This is a genomic window from Bacillus sp. GW823-FHT06B01 (assembly GCF_058952315.1).
In genome coordinates, this window is sequence record NZ_JBXAHR010000003.1 from 689031 (window position 1) to 709110 (window position 20080).

Annotated in this window: 23 protein-coding genes and 1 pseudogene; 21 read left to right on the forward strand and 3 right to left on the reverse strand. The window is 35.5% G+C overall.

Annotated elements, in window-relative coordinates:
• Nucleotides 1–35: 35 nt before the first annotated feature.
• Nucleotides 36–284 carry a ferredoxin gene (locus AC1Q8N_RS16780; RefSeq protein ID WP_001151994.1) on the reverse strand — a complete coding sequence of 83 codons (249 nt, stop codon included), beginning with the start codon at nucleotides 282–284 and terminating at the stop codon, nucleotides 36–38.
• A 289-nt stretch (nucleotides 285–573) separates the two neighbouring features.
• On the opposite strand from AC1Q8N_RS16780, the gene AC1Q8N_RS16785 reads away from it, so the two are divergent.
• The 12 genes and pseudogenes from AC1Q8N_RS16785 to AC1Q8N_RS16840 all read left to right on the forward strand — a co-directional run bounded on the left by AC1Q8N_RS16785 (nucleotide 574) and on the right by AC1Q8N_RS16840 (nucleotide 10562).
• Nucleotides 574–1635 (forward strand): YpbB family protein, encoded by a 1062-nt coding sequence (locus AC1Q8N_RS16785; protein ID WP_048543574.1) that lies wholly within the window; start codon nucleotides 574–576, stop codon nucleotides 1633–1635.
• Nucleotides 1625–3154, forward strand: coding sequence for a RecQ family ATP-dependent DNA helicase (locus AC1Q8N_RS16790; RefSeq protein ID WP_493521290.1), 1530 nt, complete (start codon nucleotides 1625–1627; stop codon nucleotides 3152–3154). The genes AC1Q8N_RS16785 and AC1Q8N_RS16790 overlap by 11 nt, the downstream gene beginning before the upstream one ends.
• Complete coding sequence (locus AC1Q8N_RS16795) at nucleotides 3154–3717, forward strand: CPBP family intramembrane glutamic endopeptidase (protein ID WP_001025770.1); 564 nt, start codon at nucleotides 3154–3156, stop codon at nucleotides 3715–3717. Before AC1Q8N_RS16790 ends, AC1Q8N_RS16795 begins: the two co-directional genes overlap by 1 nt.
• Before the next feature lie 22 nt (nucleotides 3718–3739).
• Nucleotides 3740–4219 carry a LysM peptidoglycan-binding domain-containing protein gene (locus AC1Q8N_RS16800; RefSeq protein WP_001231546.1) on the forward strand — a complete coding sequence of 160 codons (480 nt, stop codon included), beginning with the start codon at nucleotides 3740–3742 and terminating at the stop codon, nucleotides 4217–4219.
• A gap of 57 nt (nucleotides 4220–4276) precedes the next feature.
• Nucleotides 4277–5053 (forward strand): metallophosphoesterase, encoded by a 777-nt coding sequence (locus tag AC1Q8N_RS16805; protein ID WP_098078684.1) that lies wholly within the window; start codon nucleotides 4277–4279, stop codon nucleotides 5051–5053.
• Complete coding sequence (locus tag AC1Q8N_RS16810; protein ID WP_142330322.1) at nucleotides 5053–5928, forward strand: MerR family transcriptional regulator; 876 nt, start codon at nucleotides 5053–5055, stop codon at nucleotides 5926–5928. Before AC1Q8N_RS16805 ends, AC1Q8N_RS16810 begins: the two co-directional genes overlap by 1 nt.
• A 77-nt stretch (nucleotides 5929–6005) precedes the next feature.
• Entirely contained in the window at nucleotides 6006–6614 is a 609-nt protein-coding gene (locus tag AC1Q8N_RS16815) for a genetic competence negative regulator (protein ID WP_098078526.1), read from the forward strand.
• Between the two features lie 351 nt (nucleotides 6615–6965).
• A complete protein-coding gene (gene gudB, locus AC1Q8N_RS16820) occupies nucleotides 6966–8252 on the forward strand; it encodes an NAD-specific glutamate dehydrogenase (RefSeq protein WP_000225171.1) in 1287 nt (428 codons plus the stop codon).
• A gap of 78 nt (nucleotides 8253–8330) precedes the next feature.
• Nucleotides 8331–8532 (forward strand): annotated as a pseudogene (locus tag AC1Q8N_RS16825) (hypothetical protein).
• Between the two features lie 93 nt (nucleotides 8533–8625).
• On the forward strand, nucleotides 8626–8862 hold the full coding sequence (locus AC1Q8N_RS16830; protein ID WP_001983018.1) for a DUF3961 domain-containing protein: 237 nt from the start codon (nucleotides 8626–8628) through the stop codon (nucleotides 8860–8862).
• Between the two features lie 79 nt (nucleotides 8863–8941).
• Nucleotides 8942–9472 carry a peptidoglycan recognition protein family protein gene (locus tag AC1Q8N_RS16835; protein WP_001240648.1) on the forward strand — a complete coding sequence of 177 codons (531 nt, stop codon included), beginning with the start codon at nucleotides 8942–8944 and terminating at the stop codon, nucleotides 9470–9472.
• Between the two features lie 109 nt (nucleotides 9473–9581).
• Nucleotides 9582–10562, forward strand: coding sequence for a YpdA family putative bacillithiol disulfide reductase (locus AC1Q8N_RS16840; RefSeq protein ID WP_404518852.1), 981 nt, complete (start codon nucleotides 9582–9584; stop codon nucleotides 10560–10562).
• Nucleotides 10563–10598: 36 nt separating this feature from the next.
• Here the strand turns inward: AC1Q8N_RS16840 and ansA are convergent, their stop codons facing one another.
• The gene (gene ansA / locus AC1Q8N_RS16845) at nucleotides 10599–11573 is read right to left on the reverse strand and encodes an asparaginase (RefSeq protein ID WP_088110189.1); all 975 of its coding nucleotides are present in this window, start codon (nucleotides 11571–11573) and stop codon (nucleotides 10599–10601) included.
• A 180-nt stretch (nucleotides 11574–11753) separates the two neighbouring features.
• Here ansA and AC1Q8N_RS16850 point away from each other — a divergent pair, with 180 nt between their 5' ends.
• The 4 genes from AC1Q8N_RS16850 to AC1Q8N_RS16865 all read left to right on the forward strand — a co-directional run bounded on the left by AC1Q8N_RS16850 (nucleotide 11754) and on the right by AC1Q8N_RS16865 (nucleotide 15278).
• Nucleotides 11754–11927, forward strand: coding sequence for a YpfB family protein (locus tag AC1Q8N_RS16850; protein ID WP_000738047.1), 174 nt, complete (start codon nucleotides 11754–11756; stop codon nucleotides 11925–11927).
• Between the two features lie 128 nt (nucleotides 11928–12055).
• Nucleotides 12056–12733 carry a (d)CMP kinase gene (cmk, locus tag AC1Q8N_RS16855; protein ID WP_000361262.1) on the forward strand — a complete coding sequence of 226 codons (678 nt, stop codon included), beginning with the start codon at nucleotides 12056–12058 and terminating at the stop codon, nucleotides 12731–12733.
• 334 nt (nucleotides 12734–13067) lie between these two features.
• Nucleotides 13068–14216, forward strand: coding sequence for a 30S ribosomal protein S1 (rpsA, locus tag AC1Q8N_RS16860; RefSeq protein ID WP_048543558.1), 1149 nt, complete (start codon nucleotides 13068–13070; stop codon nucleotides 14214–14216).
• A 12-nt stretch (nucleotides 14217–14228) separates the two neighbouring features.
• Nucleotides 14229–15278: a type 2 isopentenyl-diphosphate Delta-isomerase gene (locus tag AC1Q8N_RS16865; protein WP_098047370.1), complete on the forward strand. Its 1050-nt coding sequence runs from the start codon at nucleotides 14229–14231 to the stop codon at nucleotides 15276–15278.
• A 330-nt stretch (nucleotides 15279–15608) separates the two neighbouring features.
• Here the strand turns inward: AC1Q8N_RS16865 and AC1Q8N_RS16870 are convergent, their stop codons facing one another.
• Complete coding sequence (locus AC1Q8N_RS16870) at nucleotides 15609–15743, reverse strand: YpzI family protein (protein ID WP_000513900.1); 135 nt, start codon at nucleotides 15741–15743, stop codon at nucleotides 15609–15611.
• A gap of 116 nt (nucleotides 15744–15859) precedes the next feature.
• Here AC1Q8N_RS16870 and AC1Q8N_RS16875 point away from each other — a divergent pair, with 116 nt between their 5' ends.
• The 5 genes from AC1Q8N_RS16875 (at nucleotide 15860) to AC1Q8N_RS16895 (ending at nucleotide 20015) form a co-directional block, all read left to right on the forward strand.
• Nucleotides 15860–16471: a YphA family membrane protein gene (locus AC1Q8N_RS16875; RefSeq protein ID WP_048543554.1), complete on the forward strand. Its 612-nt coding sequence runs from the start codon at nucleotides 15860–15862 to the stop codon at nucleotides 16469–16471.
• Nucleotides 16464–17357, forward strand: coding sequence for a YIEGIA family protein (locus AC1Q8N_RS16880; RefSeq protein WP_000141603.1), 894 nt, complete (start codon nucleotides 16464–16466; stop codon nucleotides 17355–17357). The genes AC1Q8N_RS16875 and AC1Q8N_RS16880 overlap by 8 nt, the downstream gene beginning before the upstream one ends.
• Entirely contained in the window at nucleotides 17354–17539 is a 186-nt protein-coding gene (locus tag AC1Q8N_RS16885; RefSeq protein WP_000979052.1) for a capping complex subunit for YIEGIA, read from the forward strand. The genes AC1Q8N_RS16880 and AC1Q8N_RS16885 overlap by 4 nt, the downstream gene beginning before the upstream one ends.
• 124 nt (nucleotides 17540–17663) lie before the next feature.
• Nucleotides 17664–18974 carry a ribosome biogenesis GTPase Der gene (gene der / locus AC1Q8N_RS16890; RefSeq protein ID WP_001125888.1) on the forward strand — a complete coding sequence of 437 codons (1311 nt, stop codon included), beginning with the start codon at nucleotides 17664–17666 and terminating at the stop codon, nucleotides 18972–18974.
• A gap of 18 nt (nucleotides 18975–18992) precedes the next feature.
• Nucleotides 18993–20015, forward strand: coding sequence for an NAD(P)H-dependent glycerol-3-phosphate dehydrogenase (locus AC1Q8N_RS16895; RefSeq protein ID WP_000161769.1), 1023 nt, complete (start codon nucleotides 18993–18995; stop codon nucleotides 20013–20015).
• Nucleotides 20016–20080: the final 65 nt, after the last annotated feature.

Consider the following 20080-nt stretch of genomic DNA (forward strand, 5'->3'; position numbering starts at 1 on the left):
ATGAATGAGGGATATTTTTTGAAGTTAATAAAAGACTATTCGAATTTTAAAGAGTCGCCATCAAATGATTCATCAGCAACTTTAATTGAGTCAGTTGGACAACCTTCGAATGCATCCATCATATCTTCAATTAATACATCTGGAATTTCAACGATACCTTGGTTATCGTCTAACGTTACAAATGCAATACCTTCATCATCATAATCATAAATGTCTGGTGCAGCAGCGCCGCAAGCACCACATGCGATACAAGTATCTTTATCAACGATTGTATATTTTGCCATCTTTTTTCCCTCCTGATAATATGTATGTGAAAAGCTCGCCATAAAAATTATAACCTTATTGTAAAACGGTTTTTAAAACTTTTCAACATAAAATTATAATGATAATCCTTATCAATTAGAGTGTCAACTAATTTTTGCATTATGTCATAAGATTTTCAAAATACGTAAATGTTATTTCGTTTGGTACAATATACTATATACAAGTGCATAGTGCCGATATGATAAGTTTAATGAGTAAGTGCAATCATACTAAAAAGTAATTAAGCTAGATTGAAAGGTGGAAGCGGTAATGCAACTACAATATACTTTATTGTATTGTTTAAAACAATTGAATGGTGAAAGGACCGTTTCTTCTATTTATTATTTATTAAAAGGAAAACGATCTTCGCAAACGTTACAAGATGGAAATATGTTCCGAATTTCATTTTTGTTTGGAATATATAAATCGTTAAATAGAACAGACTATGATCGTGAAGTTGCAAAGTTGTTGCAAGCAGATTTGATTCGAGAAATACATGAAAATACATATTTGTTAACATCTAAAGGTAAAATGCAGTTACATACATGGGAGGAAGTGTATGCTTTTCCTGCGCATTTACATGGTTTACACTATGGTGAATTAGGTGAAACATTTTGGAAACGATTATCATTAATTATTCAAACTATATCTAATTTACAACAGAATAATACGAAGTTTATTCCCATTCAACAAGATACAGAAATAATGATGTGGGTAAAACGTTTTTTAACAGGTATACCATATAGGCGAAGTGAATTGGCTAAAAGATTATGGAAAGAAATACATAATCTTTTAGGAAAAGGTGATGTGGTAGAAGCGACGATTGTAACATATAGATTAACAGGATATGAACGTATCGGTTGTACATTGCAGCAATTAGCGGAAATTACGAAACAAGATATATTCCGGGTGTATTTTTTATTTTGGGGTACAATTCACTTCTTTATACAAGAAGTTCACGATAAAGAAAATGAATTTCCGCTATTAGCTGAGATTATCTCTTATCCAAATGAGAGAGCTGATTTATTTAGTTTATCAACGAAAAAAACATATAATTTTTGGAGACAAGGACGCTCTTTAGATGAAATAGCGACAATTAGAAATTTAAAGGTTGCAACGATAGAAGATCATTTTGTTGAAATTGCTTTGCGGGAAAAAGAGTTTTCAATCGAGATGTTTATGGAAAAAGACAAAATAGATAAAGTAACAAAAGTAATTGAGGCATTACAAACACGTAAGTTGCGTGAGTTGAAACAAGCGGTTGGAGAGGGTATTTCTTATTTTGAAGTTCGTCTTGTATTGGCGCGGATGGAGGGTATAAATGAAGCTTGAGGAATATTTATATAGATGGTTTGGATATTCTGAATTTCGTACAGGGCAAAAAGGGGTCATTACAGATTTATTAGAAGGAAAAGATGTTATAGCAATGCTCCCGACTGGAAGAGGGAAGTCTATGTGCTATCAACTTCCAGGGCTAATGCAAGAAGGAACCGTGCTTGTTGTATCACCATTATTATCTTTGATGGAAGATCAAGTTACACAATTAAAGTATGTTGTGAAAAACCGAGTAATAGCATTTAATAGTTTTCGGACATTACATGAAAAAAGAGAAGCGATGAAAAAATTAGCTTCATATAAATTTATTTTTGTTTCACCAGAGATGTTGCAGTCGGAAGTGTTAATAAGAGAATTGAAGAAAGTTCATATTTCATTATTTGTTGTGGATGAGGCTCATTGTATTTCACAATGGGGTTATGATTTTAGGCCAGACTATAAAAAACTAAATGTAGTCATTGAAAATATCGGGTCTCCTACGGTGCTAGCATTAACGGCAACAGCGACAAAAGATGTACTCCGAGATATAGCAGAGAGTTTAGATTTGAAGAAAGTGACGCAGCATGTATACTCTATTGATCGTCCAAATATTGCGATGGAAGTACAATTTGTGGAGACGATAGAAGAGAAGAAAGAAGCGCTTTTGAACCAGGTGATGTATTTACAAGGGCCAGGGATTGTATATTGTTCAAGCAGAGCGTGGACAGAACGTTTAACGGAGTATTTAAGAGGAAGAGGCGTGACTGGTGTCGCTTTTTATCATGGTGGTATGGAACATGAAGAGCGTATGTTAATTCAACAGCAGTTTATGAATGACCAGTTGCAGCTTGTAATATGTACAAGTGCTTTTGGTATGGGAGTAAATAAGTCGAATACGAGCTATATTATTCATTTTCATTATCCGACTAATATAGCTTCCTATTTACAAGAAATCGGAAGAGCTGGAAGAGATGGTGAACCGAGTATAGCTATCTTACTATGTAGTCCGTTAGATCACGATTTACCAATTTCGATAATTGAAGATGAATTGCCAAGTCAGTCGCAAATACAATTTTTATTCTCTTTACTACAAGAAAGAATGTTTCAAACGAAAGAATTACCAATAGAAGAGGTAGAAGAAATTTGTTATAATGCAGCAAGATTTAATGAACAATATTGGCGTTTCATCCGCTATCACCTTGAACAGCTTGGAATCATACAACAGCGAAAATTAAAATTAGAGAGCTTGTCAGATGAAATTATGAACAGATTAATAGCTGAAGTAGAAATAAGGCTACGTAATAAATATAGTGAGCTAGAAAACATGAAGTCGTGGATACAAGTGAAAGAATGTAGGCGTGAATATTTGTTACAACAGTTCGGTTATAGAAAAGAGAACGAGTTGAAAAATTGCTGTGACTATTGTGGTATTACAAAAACAGATTATAAAAAAAGACAAGCGGAACAATCGGATTTCGACTATAATTGGGAAACAGAGTTACAAAAGCTTTTCGGTCTAGAAAAGATGGGGGAATGATGAACATTCAAAGGCATAATATTGAAGATATGAGTCCGAAAGAAATAAGGCTGAATCTGTATATCACACAGTTCATTATTATCGGTATCGGTTGTTTACTAGCATATGTATTATTCCGAGATATAAAATCGGTGTATAGTCTGTGGAAGTGGGAACCGGTGTCTATACTTATAATAGGTGGCTTGTTGGCGATTGGTATTGTGTTATTAGATTATGTTGCAATGCGAGTATTTCCAGAGTCTTGGTTTGATGATGGTGGTATTAACGATAAGATGTTTCAAGGAATGTCAGTTATGCACCTACTCGTTATTACGTTCATTATCGGCTTTGCAGAAGAATTTTTATTTAGAGGTGTAGTGCAGACGCACTTTGGAATTGTAATAGCGAGTTTAGTATTTGCAGTGTTACATATTCGGTATATAACAAAGCCATTTTTGTTTTGTTTCGTCTGTTTCATTAGTTTTGTCTTTGGTTATGTGTTTGAATGGACAGGAAATTTGTTTATAACAATCTTTGCACACTTTCTTGTTGATTTTATAATGGGACTCCAATTAAGAAAATAAATGTAAGGTGGTGGTGAACAACATGAGAAAACGAATTCCTGATTTCGAAGAGGAATTAGAAGTTGAGCGAGTGGAAGAAAAAGAAAGTTTACCGCCGCGTAGTGAAATTCATAGAAATAAAGAGAAAAAAGAAAAGTTTAAAATGAATCATATTTTCGTCCGAGTTTTAACATTTCTATTCATATTACTACCAATTAGTATCTTATGGTATACAGATAAATATATTCAGGTGAAAAGTGATGGTAATAACGCTGGGAAAAGTGCGTTTGAGGTCATTTTCTTTGATTCAGCTAAATCTGAGTCTGAGGCAACATCTGAGAAAGTAGTAACGCATACGGTAAAAGAAGGAGAAACTTTAGAAAGTATAGCGAAGCAATATTTTTCAGATGAAACTGGGATTGAAGTGATTAAAAAGTATAATGATTTACAAGAAGATGAAGTGAATGTAGGTCAAGAAATAAAAATTCCGATAAAAGATAAGTCCGCAAAGCAGGATAGCTAGTAACATACCTACTATAAAAGCTGAGGATTATCTTTATGCGGAAGGGAGTGAAAATATATGATATGGATTATCTTATTAAGTGCTCTCATATGTATTGGTATTATATTTCTTCTTGTAATGTATACAGAAGCGATGCGTAATACTGTGTTAGAACATACTTTACTTTTTAAAGAATTTCCGAAAAGTTTTCAAAAAGTAAAGGTGTTTTTTATTTCTGATATTCATAGAAGGGTCATTTCAAGTTCGTTAATTGAACAAGTAAAAGGAAAAGTAGACCTTGTAATTATTGGCGGTGATTTAGCGGAAAGAGGCGTCCCTTTATCGAAAATTTCTGCAAATATACAAAAGTTAAGAGCGATAGCTCCTGTATATTTTGTGTGGGGAAATAATGATTATGAGATTGAATATCATGAATTAGATGCTTTGTTATTAGAAAATAATGTGAAAGTTTTAGACAATACAAGAGTTGTATTTGAGTCTGAACTAGGAGAAAAAATTTGTTTGCTCGGTGTAGATGATGTTGGTTTGAAGCGTGATCGTTTAGATTTAGCTTTGGCTGATTGCAAAGAAGATGGTTTTCGCATATTAATTAGCCATAACCCTGATATAATAAATAAAATGTCTGGAAAAGAACAAATTTCACTTGTGTTAAGTGGACATACACATGGAGGACAGATTCGATTATTCCCATCTAAAAAATATTTAAAAGGTGGCGTATATAAGCATTCAAATATGACTCTTTTTGTTAGTAATGGGTATGGAACAACGTTGATTCCACTTCGCTTCCGAGCACCTGCTCAAACACATATTATTACGTTATGCGGAGGGAAATGATGCCAACTCTAAACGGGAAATATAACATAAAAGCTGTTTCCAATATAATTGGAATTCAGCCGAGTACGCTTCGTGCATGGGAAAGACGATATCAAATTATTGCCCCAATGCGGAATCATGCGGGGCATCGATTATATACAGAAGAGCATATTCAAATTTTGAAATGGTTAATGGACAAAGTTTCTTCCGGCATGATGATTGGACAAGCAGTTCAATTATTAGAAGGGAATCGTTCGCAGAGTAATGTTCAAAAAGAAATACATTACGATAGAGAAGTTGTTTTAGTGGACGATTTACTGCAAGCTTTGTTAAAATTTGATGAAATTACAACTTCTGCATTGTTAAACGAGGCTTTCAGTATTTATGCAACAGAAAAAGTCATAGCAAGTATTGTTCTTCAAGTGTCAAATAAATTGTTAACGTTAAAAAATAATAATGAAGTTACAATGGTGCAATTCCAATATGTCGTATCATTTTTACAAACTCGTCTAGGAATGGTGTATCATAATGCATCATCATTTTCTTCTATACACAAAGTTGTTGTGTTAGAAAATAATATGTTGAAAGGGTTTGTTTTCTCAACGTATTTACGCTTAAAAGGATATGAGGTGATATATATTAGGTCAAGCTTAGCGGAAGATGGTATTTTGTTAGCTGTTGAGAAAATACAACCTACATATGTAGTAGTCTCTTTTGATGAGGAACGAGAACTTAAGAACGCGATGAAAGACATGAATTTGTTGCAAGAAAAAAGTGAGAAACTTTCTGTTGGGTTTATAGGAGAAATAGGTGCTCGAGATCAGTTGAACATTCAAACATGCCTAATTGGTGATACGAAAGAAGAATGGGATGATTGGTTAAAAATGTTAGAATAGTTGTTCGAAAAGAACCATCTATTTTCTATTTCATATAATAAAAATTATATTCATTGGTTACGTAGGGAGGGTATGAGATGAGGCTGGAACGATTAAATTACAATAAGATAAAAATTTTCTTAACATTTGATGATTTATCTGAACGAGGATTAACGAAAGAAGATTTGTGGAGAAATGCACCGAAAGTACAGCAATTATTTCGTGATATGATGCAAGAAGCAAATAAGGAACTAGGGTTTGAAGCGGATGGCCCGATTGCAGTTGAAGTATTTTCTCTACAAGCGCAAGGAATGGTCGTAATTGTAACGAAAGAACATCAAGATGTGGATACAGATGATGAGTTCCGTGACGAGTTTATTGAAATGCAAGTGACTCTAGATGAAAGCGAGCATATACTTTATGAGTTTGCTACACTAGATGACGTAATTAACCTGTCGAATCGTTTATATAACCTTGATGTAACTGGCGGAAAACTATATACGTGGGATGGGCGTTTCTATCTTTGGGTGGAAGAAGAGGAGCAAGTTCAATTACTGAAGGCAGATTTTATAGCTATTTTAGCGGAATATGGTAATCCGTCTACAGCAACTATTTATCGTCTAATGGAGTATGGTAAAGAATTAATGGCTTCTCAAGCGATTGAACAAATACACAATTACTTTGTGAAAAAACAAAACCTTAGCTAATATAACAAAGCTAAGGTTTTGTTTTTTATTTGGAGAAACCTAAAATGTTGGTCTGAAAATGTCAAAACGATTAATGGTATAGCGGGAATCATAAATATTTGGGCGCTCTTTACTATACTTAAAAATATCTTCTTAAGTTGTTATATATAAGTAAAATAAAAAATATTTAAATATTTAAGTATTTTACTTTTCTAAAAGCAATAAAAGGACTATAATGATAGTGAAAACGCTTGCAACAGGAAATAGTTTGTATATATTTGTTAGCGTTTTCTATTGCATTCCAAATTTAACGGTGTATACTAGGCAATGAAGGTTTACTAAACAAGTGAAATTACAGGGGGTTTACTTACTATGGTAGCCGAAAAGGGAACTCAAACAAAAACACAACAACAAAGGGAACAACATTTTGAACTATTGAATTCGACACAAATTGTTATTAGTGAAGCATTAGAAAAATTGGGTTATCCAAACGAAGTATATGAATTATTAAAAGAACCAATTCGTATGATGACAGTGAAAATACCAGTTCGTATGGATGACGGGACTGTTAAAATATTTACAGGATATCGTGCACAACATAATGATGCTGTTGGTCCAACGAAAGGTGGAATTCGCTTCCATCCGAATGTAACAGAAAATGAAGTGAAAGCACTTTCAATCTGGATGAGCTTAAAATGTGGTATTGTTGATTTACCATACGGTGGAGGTAAAGGTGGAATTATCTGTGACCCACGTGAAATGTCATTCCGTGAGTTAGAAAGATTAAGCCGTGGTTATGTACGAGCAATTAGCCAAATCGTAGGACCGACGAAAGATATTCCAGCTCCAGATGTATTCACAAACTCTCAAATCATGGCATGGATGATGGATGAATATAGCCGTATTGATGAATTTAATTCACCAGGATTTATTACAGGTAAGCCACTTGTATTAGGTGGATCACATGGACGTGAAACAGCAACGGCGAAAGGTGTAACAATTTGTATTCGCGAAGCTGCAAAAAAACGCGACATTGATATTAAAGGTGCACGCGTTGTTGTTCAAGGATTCGGTAATGCTGGTAGCTTCTTAGCTAAATTTATGCATGATGCAGGCGCGAAAGTTATTGCAATCTCGGATGCTTACGGTGCATTGCATGATCCAAACGGATTAGATATTGATTATTTATTAGACCGTCGTGATAGCTTCGGTACAGTAACAAAACTATTTAATAATACAATTTCAAACAAAGAATTGTTAGAACTTGATTGCGACATTTTAGTTCCAGCTGCAATTGAGAACCAAATTACAGAAGAAAATGCTAATAATATTAAAGCAAAAATCGTTGTTGAAGCTGCAAATGGTCCAACAACATTAGAAGCAACTAAAATTTTAACAGATCGCGGAATTTTACTTGTTCCAGACGTATTAGCAAGTGCTGGCGGTGTAACAGTATCTTACTTTGAGTGGGTACAAAATAACCAAGGTTACTACTGGACTGAAGAAGAAGTAGAACAACGTTTAGAAAAAGTAATGGTAAGATCATTTGATTCTATTTATGAAACAGCACAAGTTCGTAAAGTGAACATGCGCTTAGCTGCGTATATGGTCGGTGTTCGTAAAATGGCTGAAGCAAGTCGCTTCAGAGGTTGGGTATAATATTATATCGTGAGAAAACGTGATTCCTTTCGAGGGAATCACGTTTTTTTGTTGAAGTATTAGTGTGAGGTGTTGTATATGGAAAATGAAATGATGGAACGAGTAGAACAATTAGAAGAAAAGGTTAAGAGGTTAGAGGGAGAACTCTCAAGAACGATGAAAGCCCGAAAAACAAGTAATGTTCGGAGAAGGACTACTGTTTTTAATATTTGGTGCAGTTGTAGTAGGGCCGATTATCGCTTTTGTAATCTCAATTCTTACTTGGATTGTTGAAAAATAAAATAAAAACAAAAAAGAACGCTTGTTCTACACGAACAAACGTGCTATACTTTCCTTAGATAAACAAAACGGAAATGATTTTAAGGAGAGATAAATGATGAAAATGACAGTAGACCAAAGATTTATGATGCCAGCAGATGTTGTAGAACGAGTGGAAGTATTAAGAAACAAACAAAGTAAGCGCGGCACATTATTACAATCTGTAAATAAATTTTTCGGTTTAGATACGAAAGAAGATTGTGTTTGGTTTTACGGTTTTTATGGAGTTGCTGTAAGTATTTTATTATTTATGGTGTTCACATCAAATATTTTCGATTTTCTCTTCGCGTAAGAAATATGCGATAAGGACATTGCTACCGAATACATATATAAAGAAGTAAGGTAATCTTCTGAAGCGGGAGTTGGTAGTAATGGCGATGTTTCCTATAGAGCGTAACTATATTGGGTATGGAAGTTCACGACCGGGAATTCCTCTTTCTAAAGTAAGGTTTATTGTAAGTCATGATACGGGGAACCCTGGTAGCAATGCGATAGGGAATCGGGATTATTTTAATGAAATACAACCGAAAGCTTCGGCACATACATTTATAGATGATAAAACAATATTGGAAATTGTTCCTATAAATGAAGTTGCCTATCACGTTCGATATGGTGTGCCGACAGATAATGACTTATATGGTTATGATGCTAATAAGGCTGCCATTGGAGTGGAACTTTGTTATGGCGGTGATGTTAACTTTTGGGAAGCATATACCCGTTTTACGTGGTATCATGCGTATTTATGTCAAAACTTCGGCTTGAATCCGAAGAAAGATATCGTATCACATAAAACACTTGACCCAGCTAGAAAGATTGATCCTGAAAATGTATTAGGGAAACAAGGTATTAAATTTCAGCAGTTTTTAGCAGATGTCTATCGGATGTACGTTTCGTTTAGATGACAAATATATGAAAAATGAATACAATAAAGATAGGTGCCTACTGCTGTAAGTAGGTTTTTTCTTGTTTTTATAAATAGCGTATTGGTAGAAGACTAGGAGTGAGCTGAGTATGCAGAAAGAAACAGCTATCATAATTGGAGGCGGTCCGTGCGGATTAGCAGCAGCAATTTCGTTGCAAAAGGTAGGGATAAATCCGTTAGTAATTGAAAAAGGAAACATTGTAAATGCGATTTATAATTATCCAACTCATCAAACATTTTTCTCTTCTAGTGAAAAATTAGAAATTGGTGATGTAGCTTTTATTACAGAAAATCGTAAGCCAGTTCGAAATCAAGCGCTTGCGTATTATCGTGAAGTAGTAAAGCGTAAATCTGTACGTGTAAATGCTTTTGAGCGAGTGGAGAAAGTACAAAAAGATGGAGAAGTTTTTCATATTGAGACAACAAAGCGTGACGGAAGTACAGAAATATATATAGCGAAATATGTTGTTGTAGCAACTGGATATTATGACAATCCAAATTATATGCATGTTCCCGGCGAGGAACTGAAGAAAGTAGCTCACTATTTTAAAGAGGGACATCCTTATTTTGATCGAGATGTAGTAGTTATAGGTGGGAAAAACTCGAGTATAGATGCCGCGTTAGAACTTGTTAAAACCGGTGCGCGTGTAACGGTTTTATATCGCGGAAGTGAGTATTCACCAAGCATTAAGCCGTGGATTTTGCCGGAGTTTGAGGCGTTAGTACGAAGCGGCACAATTCAAATGCATTTTAGGGCTCACGTGAAAGAAATTACTGAACATACATTAACGTTTACAGTCGATGATGAGGCATATACAATCCAAAATGATTTTGTATTTGCGATGACTGGTTACCATCCTGATCATAGTTTCTTAACGAAGATGGGTGTTCGGATTGATGAAGAAACAGGACGTCCGATTTATGCAGATGATACAATGGAAACGAACGCTGAAAATATTTTCATTGCAGGTGTAATTGCTGCTGGGAATAATGCGAATGAAATATTTATTGAGAACGGTCGATTTCATGGGGATGCGATTGCGCAAACCATTGCGTCAAGGGAAATATAAAAAGAAGCTGTCGAAATAAACTTCGACAGCTTCTTTTTAATTGTGCATAAACATATTTTGGATTGTTTCATGAGAATTTGTATTCTCTAATGCAACTAATAATTTAATACGTGCTTTTTGAGCATTTAAACCGTATGTGAATACAATACCCATATCTTTTAATTGTTTGCCGCCACCTTCATATGAATATACATCTTGCACGATGCCATTGAAACAGCGAGAAACTAATACGATAGGGATTCCTTTGTCGATTAATCGTTCTAGACTAGGAAGTGTTCTTGGAGGTAAATTACCTTGTCCAAGTGCTTCAATAACAATCCCGTCTACTGGAAGGTTTTCAATTGCTGCTAACAATGTATCGTCCATACCAGCGTATGCTTTTAGAACAACTACGTTTTTAGAAACCTTATTTACTGAATATGTTTCATGGTGTACTAAAGCGTGATGGAATACAACGCCGCGCTTTGTTACCATACCAATTGGTCCATACTGTGGACTCTGGAATGTTGCCACGTTACTTGTATGTGTTTTCGTTACATTTGTAGCGCAATGGATTTCGTCGTTTAATACGACTAAAACACCTTTTTCAGCAGCTTCACTACAGCTAGCTACTTTTACAGCCGATAAGAAGTTATATAGGCCATCAGCACCTAATTCATTACTAGAACGCATTGCACCTGTTACAACGATTGGAATAGTTGCTTGCACTGTTAAATCTAAGAAATAGGCTGTTTCTTCTAATGTATCCGTACCATGCGTAATGACTACGCCATGAATGTTGTCTTGTTTTACTTTTTCATCAATGATGACTTGTAATTGTAACATTTCGCTCGGTGTCATATGAGGAGATGGTAGATGGAACACGTCTTCAACGATTAAATCAACATCGCCTTCTAAATCAGGAATAAATTTTAAAAGAGGATTTTTTTCACCTGGCTGTACGACCCCAGTTTCTTTATCTTCCTCCATTGCAATTGTTCCACCTGTGTGTAAAACTAGGATTCTTTTCAATGCTTATACCCCTTTCAAGTTGAAAAATACATTTAGAACATAACATGTTTTGAGTAAATTCGACAATGGAAATGTATAAAAGTATGCATCGAAAATGACAATAAAGTTAGCTGCTATATATACGATGTATAAAATCACGAAACGAAATGTGTAAATGTAGGATAGGAGGGAGCAATTACATTGAAAAAGATGGAGAAAATTTTTATTCGTATATTAGTAATACAATTCATTTGTCTTTCTGTTGTGCAATTGTTATTTATACATAAGTCATCAGTGAAATATTTATCTAAAATTGTTTATTATGAAGGTGTCATGGTAAAAAACAAAGCAGAAATCTTACAGGTGAATAGGTAGTTTTCATTTTCTTCTATGAAGGATTATGCTACAATAATTGAGGATTTAATGACGTGAAGCAAATGAGAAGAAGCAGGAGAATACCTGCTTTTCGTTTTGTTTTATAAGTGAAAAAATGAGGTGTTACAATGGATAAACGAATTTCAATTGCTATAGATGGTCCAGCAGCTGCTGGAAAAAGTACGGTTGCAAAAGTTGTGGCAAAGAAACTTTCTTACGTTTATATTGATACAGGCGCAATGTACCGCACGATTACATATGCAGCCCTTGAACAAAAAGTGGACATTGAAAATGAAGAGAAGTTAATGGAAGTTGTAAAGAATGTAAATATTGAGTTTCAGCAAGGAGAAAATACACAACTTGTATTTTTAAATGGACAAGATGTTTCTGAAGTAATTCGTACACCTGAGGTGACGAATCGAGTATCTATTGTGGCGAAACATCGCCTTGTTCGTGAAGAAATGGTACGTCGTCAACAAGAGTTAGCGGAAAAAGGCGGCGTTGTAATGGATGGCCGTGATATTGGTACACATGTGTTACCAGATGCTGAAGTGAAGATCTTTATGCTTGCTTCTGTTGAAGAAAGAGCAGAAAGAAGACATTTAGAAAATATAAATAAAGGTTTCGATTCTAATTTAGAGCAGTTAAAAAAAGAAATTGCTCAGCGTGATAAATTAGATTCAGAACGCGAGGTTTCTCCTCTAAAGAAAGCTGATGATGCATTGGAATTAGATACAACTTCTTTATCAATTGAAGAAGTTGTCCAAAAAATTATGAGTATTGTTTCAGGAGTGTTTGCGAAATAAAGAAAGGGGATAACCTCTTTCTTTTTTTGTTTATATAGAAATGTAAAGGATGCGTGAATTGTGAGTCTCTTTCCTTGACAAATGATCGGATTTGTAAGAAGTTAGTAAAAGAAGGATAAAACTTTCAGAATATATTCGCTATTATATTTCAAAACATACTTTCTTCAAGATGATTTTGCTGTATACTATTTATATAGGTTTAATATATTTTCTAGTGAAATGTATGAAAACTGAGTATGTGATGATAAATTCTTAAACATGCAAATGAAAACATATGTTTTCATTTCGTATATACATAAAAAATGCTTTGTCAATTCTGTAGGGAGGTATTTCCATGGTAGAGAAAATGAATGAAGAAGTTATGGATTCAAAAGAATTACAAGTTGGTGACGTTGTTACAGGTTCTGTAACGAAAGTTGAAGAGAAACAAGTGCTTGTAAATGTTGGATACAAAACAGATGGCATAATTCCAATTAGTGAATTAGCTAACGTTCATATTGAAAAAGCAAGCGATGTTGTAGAATTAGATCAAATACTAGAATTGAAAATTATTAAATTAGAAGAAGATGATCTTGTCTTATCTAAACGTGCTGTTGATGCAGAAAAAGCATGGGTAGAATTACAAGAGAAATTTACTTCTGGTCATGTGTTTGATGTTACTGTAAAAGATATCGTGAATGGTGGATTAGTTGTGGACCTTGGTGTTCGTGGTTTTATCCCAGCTTCACTTGTAGAAGTACATTATGTAGAAGATTTTACTGACTATAAAGGCAAAACATTAGCCGTGAAAATTGTTGAATTAGACCGCGAAAAAAATCGTGTAATCCTTTCGCATAAAGCAGTAGTAGAATTAGAACTAGATTCTAAGAAAAAAGAAGCGATTTCTTCATTAAAAGAAGGAGACGTTGTTGAAGGAACAGTGCAACGATTAACGGATTTTGGTGCTTTCGTTAACGTTGGTGGTGTGGACGGTTTAGTTCATATTTCACAAATTTCACACGAACGTGTAGAGCAACCTTCTGAAGTATTAGAGCAAGGTCAAAAGGTAAAGGTAAAGGTATTATCTGTTGATGCTGATACACAACGTATTTCTTTATCAATTAAAGCAGCTCAGCCAGGACCTTGGGAGAATGTTGCTGGCGAAATAAAAGCTGGAGATATTCGTGAGGGAGTAGTAAAACGTCTTGTTACATTCGGTGCATTCGTTGAAATTTTACCTGGCGTTGAAGGTCTTGTGCATGTATCTCAAATTGCAAATCGTCACGTGAAAAATCCGAATGAAGTATTGGAAATGGGACAAGAAGTAAAAGTGAAAGTGCTTGAAGTCCATGTTGCAGAGAAACGTATTTCTTTAAGTATAAAAGAAACGCTTGAGGAAAATAATGTAATTGAGGATTACAGTCAGTATGAACCAAATGCTGATTCTGCTACTTTCCAATTAAGTGATATTATTGGTGAACAACTGAAAAAATTAAAGAAATAAAGAGGGGTACAAGTGGTAAGGGCAAAACGTAAATTAGATCATATTGAATACGCTCTTTCTACTGGTCAGTCTCGTACGCATGGATTTCATGATATTGATTTTGTGCATCAAGGATTGCCAAATTCAAGTTATGACACAATAACATGTGAAACAAAAATCGGCGAACTTTCACTAAGTTCGCCGATTTTTATCAATGCGATGACTGGTGGTGGGGGAGAGAAAACGTTACATATTAATGAGCAATTAGCATATGTAGCGAAACATCATAATCTTGCTATGGCTGTAGGGTCGCAAATGGCGGCGTTAAAAGATGAAAGTGAGGCTGCTTCTTATACGATTATCAGAAAGGTAAACCCAAATGGTGTTTTCTTTGCTAATTTAGGTAGTGAGGCAACTATCGAACAAGCAGAGCGTGCCGTTGATATGATTGAAGCGAATGCATTGCAAATTCATTTAAATGTCATACAAGAGTTAACGATGCCAGAAGGAGACCGTGACTTTACTGGTGTACTTCAGCGTATTGAGAAAATTGTATTAAATAGTAAAGTTCCTGTCATTGTGAAAGAAGTTGGATTTGGGATGAGTAAGGAAACCGTACAACAGTTAGCGAGCATAGGTGTAACGGCAATTGATATTGGTGGACAAGGTGGTACAAATTTTGCTGCTGTTGAAAATGAAAGAAGACAGCGAATGCTTTCTTATTTTAATGACTGGGGCATACGAACAGCAACCTCGATTATTGAAGCAACCTCTACAAATAATAACCTCTCTTTTATTGCATCTGGGGGTATACAAACAGCGCTTGACGTAGCGAAAGCAATCGCATTAGGGGCGAATACAACTGCGTTTGCTGGATACTTTTTACGTATTTTAATGCAAGATGGTATCGAGAAGTTAGTGGATGAAATTGATCTTTTACATACAGATTTGAAATTTATTATGACAGCTCTTGGTGCAAAGACGATAGAAGAGTTACAGGCTGTACCTCTTGTTGTAAAGGGCGAAACGTATCATTGGTTAACGCAGCGTGGTATTGATACGACGCATTATAGTAGAAGATAAAAAAATCAACCGTTTGGTTGATTTTTTTGTTTTTGTTCGTTTTAGTAATATAAGGTGAGGAATGGAATTAATATTCTATCAAAATAAAATTATTCCTATATAAACACTATCTTGTGCAAGTTGCGACTGAAAAAGAGGCTGGAAAATGTAGATAGTTTGCTACTGAATTATTGGGGAGAGTTTAATTTCGCAAAGGAAAAATAGGTAGAGATAAAACTAAACCATAGAAAAATTCGGATGTTAAATGTTATTTTGATATAAGTAAAAATCATTAAAATAATTATGTAAAAGACGGTTTCGTACAATATCGAAACCGTCTTTTTGTGTTCATTAGTGCTGATTTTGTTTTCGGGCTTGCTCTGGTGTATCCAGTCCAGTTGCACCCGGATATTGTAGTGATTGGTCACGATCAGATTCAACGCGTCGTGATTCTCTTAGTTTTCGTTCTTGACGATCTTTACCCATAATGAATAGCACCTCCTTATTAAAAGTGTTGCTGTTATATGAAAAAACTATGCGCGAAGAAAGTGGATTAACTTTCATAAAAAGTTCCCATAATGGAAAACATAGGAGGTGAAATGATGGAAGGGAGTACTTTTTATTTTTTAGCTTGGATAGGGTGGATTATTGTAACTTTTTTTATGAAAAAGGACTCTATGCGGTGGAAGATAAGCGCTTGTATATTGATTTTTATTATTTGCTCTCCGTTACATGTAACGATTGCTTCATTCAAGGTATCAGTAAATGCACTTTTGCTTTGTATTGTTGCTTTTATAGGAATCGCACTATATTCTATTTGGAAAAAATTATATAGCTTACTTTCGGCACTTATTATTGCAATGTTATATACAAGTTTTCATTTGTTAGAAGTATATGATCCGATTTGGATTGTGGTGGACAGGTTGTTTTTGGTAAGTGGTGCTCTTGTGTATGCATCGGTTTTATTGCATGAGGATCGCATATTACGATTATGTTCTCTTTATATAGGAATGTTACAGGGGGAATTGTTAGTGACACTTATTTTTCGAAAACTACATTTCCCTTATGATTACGGAAGTTTAGCGTTTTTTGATATCGTCGCCGTTGCTACATTTTTCATGGCAATTTTGTTTTGGATTGCAAAAGCATCAGTATACATGGAACAGTTCAAGAGGAAATCACGTAAAAGAAAGGCGAGGGTAATACATGACTGAATATACACCGGCCATTTTATGCGGAGTAATAGCGGGGACAGTAACGAGAGTGCTAATGCTCCGGACAGATACGCGTCAATATCCGACGAGGCTCCACGGGAAAATTATTCACGTTGCGATGGGGTTAATTGCAGCGGCTTTAGGAGCGATTGCAATTCCGTCAATTTTGAAAAAAGATTTTTCTGCTATTACATTTCTTACATTAGCAGCAACACAGTTTCGTGATGTGCGTAATATGGAAAGAAATACCCTTCAACAATTAGATGGATATGAGCTCGTACCGCGTGGAAATACATATATTGAAGGGATTGCATTAGTTTTTGAAAGTCGAAACTATTTGGCGATGTTAACGTCGTTTGCAACGACGTTTGCGTATATAGGATTCCATTCATGGATTGCTGGAGTAATTATGGCTATAATCGCATTTATTATCGCGAAAAAATTAATGTCTGGCAGAAGGTTACATGATCTTGTTGATATCGAGCATGTTCCACTTCGTTTTGAAGGAGCGGGGCTGTATATTGATAATATTTACATTATGAATATTGGATTACCAGCAAGGCAAGAGGAAATTATGAAATATGGAATGGGCTTTATTTTAAGGCCGAAAACAATTGATGCGATGGTGACAATCTCAAACTTAGGACAACGACAAGCTATTTTACATGATGTTTCTGTTGCTTTAGGGATTTATAGAGATTCTGGTACGCCAGCGCTTGTGCCGCTAGCAAAGCGTGATTTAGAAGATGGTAGGGTTGGGATTTTTGTCTTGCCACAAGATCAAGATGCAGAGAAAGCGATAGGTGTCATAGGGAATGTGCCGACGTTAGAAAGTGCTGTTCATATGTCATCGGAAGCCCCGAAAGGAAGGGGAGATAAAAGATGATGTTAGAAAGTGTAATTCTCGCGGTTATTACAACAACGCCGGAGAAATTTGCTGGTGGTGCCCCTTTGTTTACTTGTGAATCGACAGATGAGTTAGAATTTGTTGCAAATAATTTAGAGGCAATTTTAGATGGTATTGCACATCGCTTACAAGAGAATGTATATATTATTGTGAAACATTAGTAACGTGTGGTATAATGTGAGGTGTTTTGATACGCTGAGAAATATTCTGGAATGCAAATCCCTTCTTGCACAAAGAAGGGTTTTTTACATAATAAACAGAAGCAAGTTGAAAGGATGAAAGTATATGCCGAAACCAGTAATAGCAATAGTAGGCCGTCCGAACGTAGGAAAATCTACTATTTTCAATAGAATTGTTGGAGAAAGAGTTTCAATCGTAGAAGATATACCAGGTATAACGCGAGACCGTATTTATAGTGCGGGAGAATGGTTAAATCATGAATTTAACATTATTGATACAGGTGGAATTGATATTGGAGACGAGCCGTTCTTGACACAAATTCGTCAACAAGCGGAAGTAGCGATTGATGAAGCAGATGTTATCATTTTTATGACGAATGGTCGCGATGGTGTAACTGCAGCAGATGAAGAAGTTGCTAAAATTTTATATCGTTCTAAAAAACCAATTGTACTTGCGGTAAATAAGGTTGATAATCCAGAAATGCGTAGTGATATTTATGATTTTTATGCATTAGGATTTGGCGAGCCATTCCCGATTTCAGGTACACACGGTTTAGGACTTGGTGATTTGTTAGATGAAGCTGCAAATCATTTTCCAAAGATTGAAGAAGAAGCGTATGATGATGAAACAATCCGTTTCTCTTTAATTGGACGTCCAAATGTAGGGAAATCATCACTTGTAAATGCACTTCTTGGTCAAGAACGTGTAATTGTAAGTAATATAGCGGGAACGACACGTGATGCTGTTGATACACCATATAGTAAAGATGGTCAAGATTATGTAATCATCGATACAGCTGGTATGCGTAAAAAAGGGAAAGTATACGAAAGCACAGAAAAGTATAGTGTACTTCGTGCGCTTAGAGCGATTGAACGTTCTGACGTTGTTTTAGTCGTTTTAGACGGAGAAGAAGGAATTATTGAACAGGATAAAAAAATTGCTGGATATGCTCATGATTCAGGACGTGCTGTTATTATCGTCGTAAACAAATGGGATGCAGTGAAAAAAGATGAAAAAACAATGAAAGCATTTGAAGAAAACATCCGTGCTCATTTCCAATTTTTAGAGTACGCACCGATTGTATTCTTATCTGCGAAAACGAAAAAACGTACACAAACATTATTACCAGTTATTAATGAAGTAAATGAAAGCCATAGTATCCGTATTCAAACGAACGTATTAAATGATGTAATTATGGATGCGGTAGCGATGAATCCAACACCAACTCATAATGGTAGCCGTCTGAAAATCTTCTATGCGACACAGGTTGCGGTAAAACCACCAACATTTGTTATATTTGTAAACGATACAGAATTAATGCACTTTTCATATGAGCGCTTCTTAAAGAATCGTTTACGTGAAGCGTTTGGTTTTGTAGGAACGCCGATTCACATTATCGCTAGAGCAAGAGACTAATGGAGAGGATGTGATTTTATGACAAAAATCACAGTAGTTGGAGCAGGTAGCTGGGGAACAGCGTTAGCGATGGTATTAGCTGACAATGGACATGATGTACGTATTTGGGGAAATCGTTCTGAACTTATGGATGAGATTAATACAAAACATGAGAATAGTCGATATCTTCCAGGAATTACATTGCCAAGCACAATCGCAGCCTACTCTTCTTTAGAAGAAGCATTAGTAGATGTAAATGTAGTACTTCTTGTAGTACCAACGAAAGCGTATAGAGAGGTATTACAAGATATGAAGAAATATGTAGCAGGTCCGACTACTTGGATTCATGCAAGTAAAGGGATTGAACCTGGTACATCAAAACGTATTTCGGAAGTGATTGAGGAAGAAATTCCAGAGGACTTGATTAAAGATGTTGTTGTACTATCTGGACCGAGTCATGCAGAAGAAGTTGGTTTACGTCAAGCGACAACTGTTACGTCTGCAGCAAAGCGTATGGAAGCGGCTGAGGAAGTACAAGATTTGTTTATGAATAGTTACTTCCGTGTATACACAAATCCAGATATCGTTGGAGTTGAGCTTGGTGGTGCGTTAAAAAATATTATCGCATTAGCTGCTGGGATAACTGATGGACTTGGATTAGGTGATAATGCGAAAGCGGCATTAATGACACGTGGTTTAACGGAGATTGCTCGTTTAGGAAGAAAAATGGGCGGAAATCCATTAACGTTTGCTGGTCTAACTGGTATGGGAGACTTAATTGTAACTTGTACAAGTGTTCATAGCCGAAATTGGCGCGCTGGAAATATGCTTGGAAAAGGACACTCTTTAGAAGAGGTGTTAGAAAGCATGGGTATGGTTGTAGAAGGTGTAAGAACAACGAAAGCTGCTCACGAATTAGCAGAGAAAATGGAAGTTGAAATGCCGATTACAGCTGCTTTATATGACGTGCTATTCAATGGGAATAATGTGAAAGATGCAGTAGGCTCATTAATGGGACGTGTTCGAAAACATGAAGTGGAAGCTATACCTGACTTACTTTAAAGAAAAGCGACAGAAGTACATTTGTACTTCTGTCGCTTTTTATTTTTATGGGTCTTTTCACCATT

Coding starts and splice junctions, on each gene's coding strand:
- AC1Q8N_RS16780 (WP_001151994.1), bottom strand. CDS start 284: ATGGCAAAATATACAATCGTTGATAAAGATACTTGTATCGCATGTGGT.
- AC1Q8N_RS16785 (WP_048543574.1), top strand. CDS start 574: ATGCAACTACAATATACTTTATTGTATTGTTTAAAACAATTGAATGGT.
- AC1Q8N_RS16790 (WP_493521290.1), top strand. CDS start 1,625: ATGAAGCTTGAGGAATATTTATATAGATGGTTTGGATATTCTGAATTT.
- AC1Q8N_RS16795 (WP_001025770.1), top strand. CDS start 3,154: ATGAACATTCAAAGGCATAATATTGAAGATATGAGTCCGAAAGAAATA.
- AC1Q8N_RS16800 (WP_001231546.1), top strand. CDS start 3,740: ATGAGAAAACGAATTCCTGATTTCGAAGAGGAATTAGAAGTTGAGCGA.
- AC1Q8N_RS16805 (WP_098078684.1), top strand. CDS start 4,277: ATGATATGGATTATCTTATTAAGTGCTCTCATATGTATTGGTATTATA.
- AC1Q8N_RS16810 (WP_142330322.1), top strand. CDS start 5,053: ATGCCAACTCTAAACGGGAAATATAACATAAAAGCTGTTTCCAATATA.
- AC1Q8N_RS16815 (WP_098078526.1), top strand. CDS start 6,006: ATGAGGCTGGAACGATTAAATTACAATAAGATAAAAATTTTCTTAACA.
- gudB (WP_000225171.1), top strand. CDS start 6,966: ATGGTAGCCGAAAAGGGAACTCAAACAAAAACACAACAACAAAGGGAA.
- AC1Q8N_RS16830 (WP_001983018.1), top strand. CDS start 8,626: ATGATGAAAATGACAGTAGACCAAAGATTTATGATGCCAGCAGATGTT.
- AC1Q8N_RS16835 (WP_001240648.1), top strand. CDS start 8,942: ATGGCGATGTTTCCTATAGAGCGTAACTATATTGGGTATGGAAGTTCA.
- AC1Q8N_RS16840 (WP_404518852.1), top strand. CDS start 9,582: ATGCAGAAAGAAACAGCTATCATAATTGGAGGCGGTCCGTGCGGATTA.
- cmk (WP_000361262.1), top strand. CDS start 12,056: ATGGATAAACGAATTTCAATTGCTATAGATGGTCCAGCAGCTGCTGGA.
- rpsA (WP_048543558.1), top strand. CDS start 13,068: ATGGTAGAGAAAATGAATGAAGAAGTTATGGATTCAAAAGAATTACAA.
- AC1Q8N_RS16870 (WP_000513900.1), bottom strand. CDS start 15,743: ATGGGTAAAGATCGTCAAGAACGAAAACTAAGAGAATCACGACGCGTT.
- AC1Q8N_RS16875 (WP_048543554.1), top strand. CDS start 15,860: ATGGAAGGGAGTACTTTTTATTTTTTAGCTTGGATAGGGTGGATTATT.
- AC1Q8N_RS16880 (WP_000141603.1), top strand. CDS start 16,464: ATGACTGAATATACACCGGCCATTTTATGCGGAGTAATAGCGGGGACA.
- AC1Q8N_RS16885 (WP_000979052.1), top strand. CDS start 17,354: ATGATGTTAGAAAGTGTAATTCTCGCGGTTATTACAACAACGCCGGAG.
- der (WP_001125888.1), top strand. CDS start 17,664: ATGCCGAAACCAGTAATAGCAATAGTAGGCCGTCCGAACGTAGGAAAA.
- AC1Q8N_RS16895 (WP_000161769.1), top strand. CDS start 18,993: ATGACAAAAATCACAGTAGTTGGAGCAGGTAGCTGGGGAACAGCGTTA.